We start from the raw sequence: 12,759 nt of genomic DNA, 5'->3' as shown, positions 1-12,759 counted from the left end.
TAAATGGGAGGGCTGACTGTGAGATTTGTTATAGTAACAGGTTTGTCAGGAGCAGGTAAGACTCAAGCTGTAAGAAATCTAGAGGATTTAGGATATTTTTGTGTAGATAATCTTCCCCCTACTTTAATACCTAAATTTGCAGAAGCTTGTTATCAAACTGATGGTAAAATAGATAAAATAGCGCTAGTTATAGATATAAGAGGCGGACAATTTTTTGATGATATATTTGAAAGCTTGAGCTATTTAAAAAAGCGTGGCTATAAATATGAAATACTTTTTCTAGATGCTTCGGATGAAGTATTAGTGAAAAGATTTAAAGAATCCAGGAGAAAGCATCCGCTTGCACCGGAAGGAAGAATACTCAAAGGAATAACAATGGAAAGAAATAGGCTCGAGGAATTAAAGGATAGAGCTGATAACATAATAGATACCTCTAAATTGGCGACAAGAGAACTTCGACAGAAAATAACAAATATATATTCGGAAGAAGGACAGCTTGAAATGGAACTTATGATAACTGTGCTTTCTTTTGGTTTTAAATATGGTCTACCTGTAGATTCGGATTTGATATTTGATGTTAGATTTCTTCCTAATCCATTTTATATTTCTGAGCTCAAAAAATATTCAGGCAATGATAAATTGGTAGTAGATTATATAATGGGATTTAAACAAACTATTGAGTTTATAGATAAACTTTCTGACATGCTGGAATTTTTAATACCATACTATGTTAAAGAGGGAAAGAGACAATTAATTATATCAATAGGATGTACTGGAGGAAGGCATAGATCTGTTACGATTGCAAATGCTATTTGCAAAAGACTAAGAGAAAATGGACATAAAGTTAGTATAGACCACAGGGATATTGAAGAGGATATTAACAGAGGTGGTAAAAAACTATGAGAATTACGGGTTGGTTGAGACCTGGAATAAAAGTTAAAAGATGGGTTATGCTTGGGGCCATGGGTGGGCTCTTTATAATATTCGGAGTAATTGAATTTGTGAATAGAAGATTTTACAGCATTTATTATATTTCTTTTTATGTGTTTTTAATTATATCTGGAATTTTTGTAGTATATATTTCTGTTACACAGGGAATGAAATCTATAATAGCTCTTATAAATAAAGGATATCTAAACGTGTCTTTAAATTCCAGAAAACTTGAAAATTTAATATATGAAAAAAGACTTCTTGTAAAAGGTCCCAAAATAGTTGCTATTGGTGGTGGAACGGGACTATCAACTATGCTAAGGGGGCTTAAATATTATACTTCCAATATAACTGCTATAGTAACTGTTGGAGACGATGGGGGAGGCTCTGGTGATTTGCGAGAGGATCTCGGAATACTTCCACCGGGAGATATAAGGAACTGTATTTTGGCACTTGCAGATACAGAGCCCCTAATGGAAGATTTACTCCAATATAGATTCAAGGATGGTAAATTAAAAAATCAAAGCTTTGGGAATCTATTTTTAGCAGCTATGGATGGGATATCTTCAAATTTTGAGGAGGCTGTTCATAAGATGAGTTCTGTACTTGCAGTAACTGGGAAGGTTATGCCCGTTACGCTTGATGATTTGGCATTAAAAGCTAAGTATGAGGATGGAACTATGGCAGAAGGGGAATCAAATATTCCTAAACAGGCTATAAAGCGTAATACCAGGATAGATAGAATTTTCATTGAACCAAAAGGTGCAAGGGCTTTAAAAGAGGCAATTGAAGCCATAATGGAGGCAGATGCAATTATCCTTGGACCTGGAAGTTTATATACGAGTGTTATTCCCAATCTTTTAGTTAGAGGAATAGCTTCAGCTCTCCAGAAAACCAGAGGAATAAAGATATATATTTCAAATATAATGACCCAACCGGGAGAAACAGACGGGTTTTCTGTAGAGGATCATATAAAAGCTATTTACAAACATGGAGGAAATGGAATAATAGATTATGTAATTGCAAATGTAGGAAAGATAGATAAGAGCTTGGAGGGAAAATATAAAAATGAAGCTTCCCATCTTGTAAAGATGAATGAAGCAGTTGTGAATAAATTAGGTGTAAAGGCTATAGAAGGAGATTTAATAAGTATAAAAGATGGACTGATAAGGCATAATTCAGAAAAACTTGCGTCTCTTTTAATAGAAACTATAATGGATAAAAAACTTTTGTTCGATAGAAGAAAGATAATTGAGTACTTCTATTTATCTGAAAGAATTAAGCAAAATAAAAAGCAATAGGCAGGAGATATATATGTCATTTTCATTAAAAGTAAAAAATGAGATTTGCAGATATTCAAATATAAACAGGGAAGAGGCCGTAGCTGAATTGTCGGCTATAATGAAAGTAAGCGGTACACTATTGCTAGGTGCAAAAAAGAAATTCAGTTTTAAAGTTACTACGGAAAATCCTGCTATAGCAAGATTTATTTTTATATTATTAAAGGACAAATTTAATATACATACTAAAATATTGATGAAAAAAAACAATTCTCTAAAAAAGAATAATATATATATTGTATTGATTACAGAAGATATGGATGTTAAAAATTTACTTAAAGAAGTAGGCCTTCTCAAGGCAGATGAAAATATTTTTTCACTGGATTATACTATACCGAAAATCGTCTTTGAAAAGGATGAATATAAGAGAGCCTATATAAGGGGTGCTTTTTTAGGAGGTGGAAGCATAAGTAATCCAGAGAAAACATATCATCTTGAATTTGTAACTCATAATAATGATTATGCAAATGATTTAAGTAAATTGATTAATGGTTATGAATTGAGTTCTAAGGTTATTCAGAGAAAAAGCAGCTTTATAGTGTATCTGAAGGAAGGCGAGCAGATAGTAGATTTGCTTGGAATAATAGGTGCTCATGCATCTCTTTTGGAACTGGAAAATGTTAGAATAATGAAAGAAATGAGAAATAATATAAATAGACTAGTAAACTGTGAAACTGCAAATTTGAGTAAAACCGTAAATGCATCAGTAAGACAAACTGAAAGTATAAAATTAATTGAAAGGGAAATTGGGCTTCTACGCCTTCCAAATAATTTAAGAGAAATTGCAGAATTGAGATTAAAATATCCAGATGAATCATTAAAAGAACTGGGGGAAATGTTAAGTCCTCCAGTTGGAAAGTCAGGAGTAAATCATAGACTTAGAAGAATTGAAAAAATAGCAGGAGAACTCAGAAAAGAAGAAAGGTAGGAGCAGGTTATGTCGAAGCATGAAGATGTGATAAAGTATATACTCTCATTAGACGTAGGCACGAAAATATCTGTCAGAAGTATAGCTAGTGATTTAGGAGTAAGTGATGGAACTGCATATAGAGCAATAAAGGATTCTGATACATTGGGAATTGTAACTACCATTCCGAGGGTAGGTACTGTTAGAATAGAAAAAGTAGAGAAAAAAAATATTGAAACACTTACCTATGGAAAGGTAATTAATGTAGTGGATGGTACATTGCTTGGAGGAAAAGATGGAATATACAAGGTACTTCATTATTTTGTAATAGGAGCTATGACTGTAGATGCAATGAAGAAATATATAAAAAAGGATTGCCTTCTAATAGTCGGAAATAGGGAGGAAGCTCAAAAGCTTGCTCTTTTAAATAACTGTGGAGTTCTAATTACAGGAGGATTTCCATGTACTGAGGAAATAAGAGAACTTGCAAATAGAAATTGTCTTCCGCTTATATCGACTACCTATGATACATTTACTGTTGCTAGTATGATAAATAAGGCTGTTTCTGAAAATATGATTAAAAAGGATATACTGCTTATAGAAGATATTATGGAAAATAATCCTCAGTATTTGAATGTTTTAGATGAGGTATCTAAGTGGAGGGAAAATGTTGAAAAAACTCGGCATGAAAGATATCCGGTAGTAGATGATAAAAAACGAGTTGTTGGTATCGTTACTTTAAAAGATATACCCAGCAAGACACCGGATGATGAACTGATAAGTAAAAAAATGCATAAAAATCCAATAACATTAACTCCAAAGACTACGGTAGCCTATGCTGCACATATAATGGGGTGGGAGGGAATAGACCTCTTTCCTGTAGTAGATGGTAAGACGTTAATAGGGGTAGTCACAAAAGGTGATGTAATAAAGGCCCTTCAGTATATGGCGAGACAGCCACAGTCAGGAGAAACGCTGGAAGATCTAGTACTTAAGGGATTTGAATTTGAGACGAAGAGTGAGAATATTCATTTACACGGCAGAATAACTCCAGAAATGTTGGATCCTATAGGTATTGCGTCATGTAGTTCCCTGAATATGCTGCTTTCAACTATGGGGATTATAACATTGAGACAAAAAAATAATATAAATGTACTTGTAGACAGTATAAATACGTATTTTATGAGGCCGGTGCAAATAGATAGCAATATAGATATATATTCAAATATAATAAATATAGGAAGGAATTCCTGTAAGGTTGAAATAGATATGTATAATGATAAGAAGGATATAGTAGGCAAATGTATTTTATCTGCAAAGATAATAAGAAGATAAATAACTTTATACTGATAAGATTGGAGTCATCTATCTTTGTTGATTTTGAAGAGTAATGTATAAAAAAAGGAGTAAGATATTTGATGATGGATAAGAAAAATATCCAATGGATTAGTTTACATCAGCATACTGGATATTCACTTTTAGACTCTTCTGCTAAAATCCCAGAGCTTATAAAGAGGGCAAAGGAACTTGGCATGAAGAGTATAGCCATAACAGATCATGGTGTAATGTATGGTTGTGTAGATTTTTATAAAGAAGCCAGAGCACAGGGAATAAAACCCATAATAGGCTGTGAAATATATGTGTCTCAGAAGTCAATGCATGTAAAACAAAACAATGGAGAAAATGAAAACTATCATCTGGTGCTTTTGGTGAAAAGCGAAAAAGGATACAATAACTTAATGAATATAGTGTCAACAGCTTCAATAGAAGGCTTTTATTATAAACCAAGGGTTGATCATGAGTATCTTAAGTCTCATAGTGAAGGACTTATCGCTCTAAGTGCCTGTTTAAGTGGGGAAATTCAGTCAAATATACTAAAGGGAAATTTAAAGAGAGCTGAGGAAGCTGCAAAATTTTATAGAGATATCTTTAAAGATGGATTTTATCTCGAGCTACAGTATCATGGTATAGAAGATCAGCTTAAGATAAACAAGTATCTGAAGGAAATGTCACTGAAATTGAATATACCACTGGTCGCAACCAATGATGTCCATTATATAAATAAGGAAGATTACAGAGCACATGATATACTGCTTTGTATACAGACAGGAAAAACTGTAGATGATGAAAATAGGATGAGGTATCCTTCGGACCAATTCTATTTAAAATCACCTGAAGAAATGTACAGTATGTTTTCTGATGTTCCGGAAGCATTGGAAAATACAGTTAAGATAGCTGAAGAGTGCAATTTTGACTATGAATTTCATAAATCAAAATTACCAAGGTTTGAATTGCCTGAAGGTGTAGTTCCCTATGAATATATGAGAAACTTGTGCTATGATGGATTGAAGAAGCGATATTCCGTTATAAATGATGATTTAATAAATAGGCTTGAATATGAGCTTGGAGTTATAAAGGAAATGGGATATGTAGACTATTTTCTTATAGTTTGGGACTTTATAAGGTTTGCAAGACAAAATGGAATAATGACAGGACCTGGAAGAGGAAGTGGTGCCGGGTCAATAGTCGCATATACACTTGGAATAACCAAGATAGATCCAATAAAGTATAATCTTATATTTGAGCGTTTTTTAAATCCTGAAAGAGTATCCATGCCTGATATTGACAGTGATTTTTGTTATGAAAGACGTGGTGAGGTAATAGATTATGTAGTTGAAAAATATGGAGAAAATAATGTTTCACAGATTATAACCTTTGGAACCATGGCGGCAAGGGCATGCATAAGAGATGTTGGAAGAGCCATGAATTATTCCTATGGGGAAGTGGATAGAATAGCAAAAATGATTCCTCCCTCAACTTCTGGACACAATATAACAATAAACAAAGCTCTTGAGCTGAACCCGGAACTTAAGGAGGCATACGATGGTGAATCAAAAACAAGGGAACTAGTAGATGTGGCAAAGTCCCTTGAAGGTCTTCCAAGACACACTTCTACACATGCTGCAGGAGTTGTAATAGCATCACAGCCTCTTGTAAATTATGTACCACTTCAGAAAAATGATGATAATGTGGTAACTCAATTTACGATGGGTACGTTGGAAGAACTAGGACTTTTAAAAATGGATTTTCTTGGGCTCCGTACCTTGACTGTACTTAGAGATGCAGTTGCGATAATAAGGCAGAATAGAAATGTAGATATAGATTTGGATAATATAGATTATGATGACAAAGCTGTTTATAATATGATAGGCGAGGGAAAGACAGTTGGAGTATTCCAGCTTGAGTCTCCAGGAATGACCTCGTTCATGAAGGAATTAAAGCCCGATTCCCTGGAGGATATAATAGCAGGAATAAGTTTGTACAGACCAGGCCCAATGGCAGAAATACCAAAGTATATTAGAAATAAAAATAACCCTGGTGATATAGAATATATAACTCCGGAACTTGAACATATTCTTTCAGTAACTTATGGGTGTATGGTGTATCAGGAACAGGTAATGCAGATAGTAAGGGATCTGGCAGGATACTCCATGGGAAGAAGTGATCTCGTAAGACGTGCTATGTCCAAAAAGAAGCACCATGTAATGGAAGAAGAAAGACATAATTTTGTATATGGAATAGCAGATGAAAATGGTAAGATACTGGTACCTGGTTGTATAAGAAATGGTATATCAGAGGAAATTGCAAACAGCATATTTGATTCCATGATAGATTTTGCATCTTATGCTTTTAATAAGTCACATGCTGCTGCCTATGCGGTAGTTGCATTTCAAACGGCATATTTAATGCATTACTATCCTGTGGAATTTATAGCAGCTATGTTAAACAGTGTAAAAGGTGATAATGAGAAAGTTGCCTACTATATAAGATTTGCGAAAGACATAAATATAGATACATTGCCACCTGACATAAATGAGAGCTATGCCAAATTTACAGTAGAGGATAACAGTATAAGGTTTGGACTCTCTGCCCTTAAAAATGTGGGGGAAAATGTAATAGACAGTATAGTAAAATCAAGAGAAAAACATGGAAAATTTAAAGATCTTGTTGATTTTTATAACAATATAGAAATAACGGCTATAAACAAAAGGGTTGTAGAAAGCTTGATTAAATCAGGAGCTTTTGACTGTTTTGGAGTGTACAGAGCTCAGCTTGTAAATGTATATGAAAAATTGTTGGACAGTGTAAGTAATTCCAAGAAGAGGAATATAGATGGTCAGGTAAGTCTTTTTTCAATGGTGGATGATAGTAGTATCAGGGTACATTATCCAGATATAAAGGAATTTAAAAAGAAAGATAAACTTGCTATGGAAAAGGAAATGACAGGACTTTATCTGTCTGGACATCCACTTGATGAATATGAAAAGACTTTAAAACTTCAAACCAGTGTAAAAATTTCTGATATACTTATGGATAAGACATTGGAGGAAGGAATTCTGTCAGAAGCAAAAGTTAAGGATGGAGATAAGGTTATAATTGGAGGAATAATAACTGAAGTTTCTAGAAAAATAACAAAAAATAATGATATGATGGCATTTGCAAAATTAGAGGATCTATATGCAGCAATAGAGATAATAATATTTCCACAAACTTTTCAAAAATTCAAAAATCTTGTTTATGAGGATTCTATGCTTATTGTAAAGGGTAAGGTTAGTGTCAGAGAGGAAGAAGAACCTAAAATACTATGTGAAATTTTAGAACCACTTGTTAGAATTGATACCGAAAAATTGTATGTACTCATTGATAGTGAAGTGGAGTTGAAGAATGCAACTTACAAATTTAAATCCATTGTAGAGGGGCATAAAGGAAATATTCCTGTCTACCTATGTGTAAAAAATGGAAGAAAAAAATTCAGACTGAGCAGTGAACTATGGATTAGGGATGAGGAAAACATTATTGGTAGTATAAAAGATATTTTTGGAGTAAAAAATGTGAAGCTGATTTGAATAATTTATGTATCGAATGGCTAAAATGTTAATAGAGAAAGTATGCTTTTACTACTCTGTTTGTGTTGGAAAAAATGACATTTTAAAATGGTGAAATATGATTTAATTTATGCTATAATAAATCTTAAAAGTTAATATAAATGAAGAAAGGTTATTATAATATTAGTGGGACAAAAATAGACCCTGCGGTCATGGGAGGTATGAATATATGAGAACAATAGCCGTATTAACGAGCGGTGGTGATGCTCCTGGTATGAATGCTGCTATAAGGGCAGTTGTAAGAGCAGGATTGGATAAAAATTTTAATGTAATGGGTATACTTAGGGGATATAGTGGCCTGATAAATGGTGAAATAGTGCCTATGTACAGGAAGAGTGTAGCGGATATAATTCAAAGGGGAGGAACAATTTTAAGGACTGCACGCTGTGAGGAATTCAAAACAGAAGAGGGAAGAAAAAGAGGAGCTAATATACTTAAAACTTTTGGTATAGATGGGTTAGTTGTGATTGGTGGAGATGGTTCTTTTAGAGGGGCCCAGCTATTGTCAAAACTTGGTATATCCACTATAGGAATACCTGGTACCATAGATAATGATCTAGCTTATACTGATTATACTATTGGATTTGATACTGCAGCAAATACAGTACTTGATGCCATAAATAAATTAAGAGATACCTCAACGTCTCACGAGAGAGTAAGCATAGTCGAAGTCATGGGAAGAAACTGTGGAGATATTGCCCTTTACTCCGGTCTTGCGGGAGGAGCTGAGAATATAATTATTCCTGAAAAAGGATATGAAAGGGATAGGCTTTGTAGAAATATATTGGAAGGAAAAATGAATGGAAAAATGCATAATTTAATAGTGCTTGCCGAAGGAATTGGAGGAGCGGAAGAGCTTGCAAAGAAGGTTGAAGAGATAACTGGGATAGAAACGAGGGCTACAAAACTTGGACATATTCAAAGAGGTGGGAGTCCTACATGTCAGGATAGAATTTTAGCTTCCAGATTTGCTTTTAGAGCAGTAGAATTGTTGGATGAAGGCAAATCGTCAAGAGTTGTGGGAATTAGAGGGGGAAAAATAATAGATCTTGATATTGATGAAGCTTTGGAACAAACAAAACAATTTGATGATAAATTATATGAAATAGCACAGGCATTGTCGTAATAGGTTTCTAATTTTTAATACAAATTATTGTTAAGGAGAGTAAGCATGCAAAAAACTAAGATGATTTTTACAATAGGGCCTGCTAGTGATACAGAAGAAGTATTGTCAAAACTTATTGAAGCTGGTATGAGTGCTTCAAGACATAACTTTTCCCATGGAAATCATGAGGAACACAGAGAAAGAATAAATGTGATAAAGAAGCTTAGAAAAAAATATAATAAGCCTATAGCAATTATATTGGATACTAAAGGACCTGAAATAAGAACTGGCAATTTTAATAAGGACAAGATTGAATTAGAGGAAGGACAGAAGTTTACGGTATATTGCGGTGAAGAAATTGTAGGTGACAATACAAAATGCTATATAACTTATGATGGACTTTGCAAAGATGTTAAAAAAGGTGACAGTATACTTATAGATGATGGATTGGTAGGTATGGAAGTAGAAAGTGTAGATGGAAACAAAATTAATTGTATAGTCAAGAACAGCGGTACAATCAGTAATCATAAAGGAGTTAATGTACCTGGTGTTTCTATTAATCTTCCAGCTACTACTAAAAAAGATGAAGAGGATCTGAAGTTTGGATGCGAAATGGAAGTAGATATCATATCCGCATCTTTTATAAGAAAAGCATCAGATGTCTTGACTATAAGAAAAATTCTTGAGTCAAATGGAGGCAAGAATATACAAATATTTTCTAAGGTGGAAAGCCAGGAAGGTGTAGATAACATAGATGAAATAATAAAGTTCTCTGATGGAATAATGGTGGCAAGAGGTGATATGGGTGTTGAAATCCCGATAGAAAAAGTTCCATTGATCCAGAAAACTATAATTGCAAAATGCAACAAGGTGGGTAAACCTGTAATAACTGCCACCCAGATGCTTGATTCAATGATAAGAAACCCAAGACCGACAAGAGCGGAAGCATCCGATATAGCAAATGCTATATTTGATGGAACAGATGCCATAATGCTAAGTGGGGAGTCTGCAAATGGAAAGTACCCTGTGGAGGCAGCTCAGACTATGGCAAGGATAGCTCAGTCTGCAGAGCAAAAAATTAATTATGAGGAATTACTTGAAAAAAAGAAGGAAGCTCATATACAGAATGTTGCAAATGCAATTAGCTATGCAGCGTGTGCAACTGCCTCGGAGCTGAAGGCAAGTGCTATAATTACAGCTACACAAAGTGGGCATACAGCCAGAATGGTTTCCAAATACAGATCATCATGTCCAGTTATTGCAGTGACTCCAAATGAAAGGGTTGCAAGGGGACTGGCCTTAAACTGGGGAGTATTTCCTATACTTGCAAAGAAATTTGATTCTACAGATGAGTTGATAGAAAATTCTGTACGGATGTCATTGAATACAGGCTATGTAAAAAAAGGTGATCTGGTAATAATAGCTGCTGGTATACCTGTAAGTTATTCAGGTACTACAAATATGCTGAAAGTCCATGTAGTTGGTGATATACTAGTCAGAGGTACTGGTACTGGAAACAGACCTGGTTATGGAACCGTAAGAATAGTTAATAGTCCGAAAGAAGCAGAAGAAGTTGTTGAAAAAGATGATATACTGGTGGTTAAAAATTTAGATAAAGATTATATAGCTATACTTGATAGAGTTTCTGGAGTTATAGCTGAAGATGGAGGACTTACTTCACATATGGCAATTGAATGTATAACCCAGGAAATTCCTATTATATGTAGTGCAGGTGGTGCTACTGAAATATTGAAAACTGGTTCATTTATAACTATGGATGCAACAAGGGGAATTGTTTATAATGGAAGGACAAACATAATGTAAATTTAGAGCCGTAACAAAGATAATTTTAATGAATATTAGAGTTAAATCCTATTTGTTAATTAAAATTTAACAAAAATTTATTGAACTATTATGCAAAATTAATGTATAATTAAACAATATATGGTTAGAATTATTTGATAAGAAAAAAGACAACTGATTCTATATTTTTGCACCTTGACAATGGGTGCTATTTTTTTGGATAAACGTATATGTAGATTAAGTAGGTGTAAATTAATGAAAAATTCTATAGAAAAAAATAAAGAATATATTGTGAATATAGATGGTATGGGATACCGAGGTGAGGGGGTAGGAAAAGTAAACGAGTTTACGTTTTTTGTACCTGGAGCACTAAAGGGAGAAAAAGTAAGTATAAAAGCTGTAAAGGTAAATAAAAATTTTGCTTTTGGAAAATTACTTCATGTTATCAAGCCATCTCCAGAGAGAATTAATCCAGCCTGCCATATATATAAAAGATGTGGTGGCTGCCAGTTGCAACATATGTCTTATGAAGGACAACTGAAATTTAAGAAAGAGAGAGTTAAAGATTCACTTGAGAGGATAGGAAAACTCCAACTGGAGAATATAGAGATTCATGATACCATAGGTATGGAAAATCCGTATAGGTATAGAAATAAAGTGCAACTTCCAGTTGGAAGATTTAATTCCAAGCTTAAAATTGGATTTTATGCAAACAGAAGTCATGACATAATAGATATGGATAGTTGTCTTATACAAGATAAATCTGCAGATGAAATAGTGAAATTCATTAGAGAATGGATTGAAAAATATGATATACCTATATATGATGAAAAAACCAATAGGGGAATTATAAGGCATATAATGATTAGAAAAGCTTTTACAACAAATGAAATAATGGTGGTAATTGTAACTTCTGAGCATAAGTTTCCAGCTAGTGATGAATTCATAGAAATTTTAGCCCGAAATATACCTCATATAGTGAGTATAATTCAAAATATAAATAGCACAAAAACCAATGTAATATTGGGCAGAAGAAATATAACTCTCTGGGGTAAGGATACTATAAATGACTATATTGGAAATTTTAAATTCAGCATATCTCCTCTGTCATTTTTTCAGGTGAATCCAGTTCAGACAGAAGTTCTCTACAATAAAGTATTGGAATATGCGCAATTAGAGGGGAATGAAATTGTATTTGATGCATATTGTGGAACGGGAACTATATCATTATTTTTATCCTGCAGGGCAAAAAAAGTATATGGAGTAGAAATAATTGGACAGGCAATAGAAGACGCAAAAAAAAATGCATTGGAGAATAAGGTTGATAATATGGAATTTACAGTTGGAAAGTCCGAAGTAGTTATTCCATATTTGATAAATAAAGGTATAAAAGCTGATGTAATTGTAGTTGACCCTCCAAGAAAAGGATGTGATATACTGTTACTTCGTTCTATTGTAAGTATGCTTCCAAAAACTATAGTCTATGTTTCCTGTGATCCTGCAACACTTGCAAGAGACCTTGGCATTCTGGATCAACTTGGATACAGGACAGTAGAAGTGCAGCCTGTTGATATGTTTTGTCAGACGGCGCATGTGGAGTGTGTTGTGAAGCTAGTACGAGAATAGCCTGATATCAAAGGCTTGGGGCATTATGCCCTTTTTTTGTCGTGTGTTTTATGTTCTTACAGACTGGAGTGATAAGCAGAACAACTGACCACGCAAGGACTG

General features: G+C 33.9%; 8 protein-coding genes. All 8 read left to right on the top strand.

Annotated features, from left to right (window positions below):
• Positions 1 to 18 precede the first annotated feature (18 nt).
• Positions 19 to 903 carry an RNase adapter RapZ gene (rapZ, locus tag ACSVC9_RS12965; protein WP_446897875.1) on the top strand — a complete coding sequence of 295 codons (885 nt, stop codon included), beginning with the start codon at positions 19 to 21 and terminating at the stop codon, positions 901 to 903.
• Positions 900 to 2,231: a gluconeogenesis factor YvcK family protein gene (locus ACSVC9_RS12960; RefSeq protein WP_446897874.1), complete on the top strand. Its 1,332-nt coding sequence runs from the start codon at positions 900 to 902 to the stop codon at positions 2,229 to 2,231. The genes rapZ and ACSVC9_RS12960 overlap by 4 nt, the downstream gene beginning before the upstream one ends.
• Positions 2,232 to 2,244: 13 nt before the next feature.
• Positions 2,245 to 3,198, top strand: a complete 954-nt coding sequence (gene whiA / locus ACSVC9_RS12955; protein WP_446897873.1) for a DNA-binding protein WhiA — start codon at positions 2,245 to 2,247, stop codon at positions 3,196 to 3,198.
• 9 nt (positions 3,199 to 3,207) lie between these two features.
• Positions 3,208 to 4,512, top strand: a complete 1,305-nt coding sequence (locus ACSVC9_RS12950) for a DRTGG domain-containing protein (RefSeq protein ID WP_446897872.1) — start codon at positions 3,208 to 3,210, stop codon at positions 4,510 to 4,512.
• A gap of 86 nt (positions 4,513 to 4,598) precedes the next feature.
• Positions 4,599 to 8,084 carry a DNA polymerase III subunit alpha gene (locus tag ACSVC9_RS12945; protein ID WP_446899861.1) on the top strand — a complete coding sequence of 1,162 codons (3,486 nt, stop codon included), beginning with the start codon at positions 4,599 to 4,601 and terminating at the stop codon, positions 8,082 to 8,084.
• A 208-nt stretch (positions 8,085 to 8,292) separates the two neighbouring features.
• Positions 8,293 to 9,249 carry a 6-phosphofructokinase gene (gene pfkA / locus ACSVC9_RS12940; protein WP_446897871.1) on the top strand — a complete coding sequence of 319 codons (957 nt, stop codon included), beginning with the start codon at positions 8,293 to 8,295 and terminating at the stop codon, positions 9,247 to 9,249.
• Between the two features lie 45 nt (positions 9,250 to 9,294).
• Positions 9,295 to 11,052 (top strand): pyruvate kinase, encoded by a 1,758-nt coding sequence (gene pyk, locus ACSVC9_RS12935; RefSeq protein WP_446897870.1) that lies wholly within the window; start codon positions 9,295 to 9,297, stop codon positions 11,050 to 11,052.
• A gap of 234 nt (positions 11,053 to 11,286) precedes the next feature.
• On the top strand, positions 11,287 to 12,657 hold the full coding sequence (gene rlmD / locus ACSVC9_RS12930; RefSeq protein ID WP_446899860.1) for a 23S rRNA (uracil(1939)-C(5))-methyltransferase RlmD: 1,371 nt from the start codon (positions 11,287 to 11,289) through the stop codon (positions 12,655 to 12,657).
• Positions 12,658 to 12,759 lie beyond the last annotated feature (102 nt).

The sequence above is a fragment of the Clostridium sp. LBM24168 genome (assembly GCF_052953915.1).
This window is presented reverse-complemented; position numbering and strand designations above follow the sequence as displayed.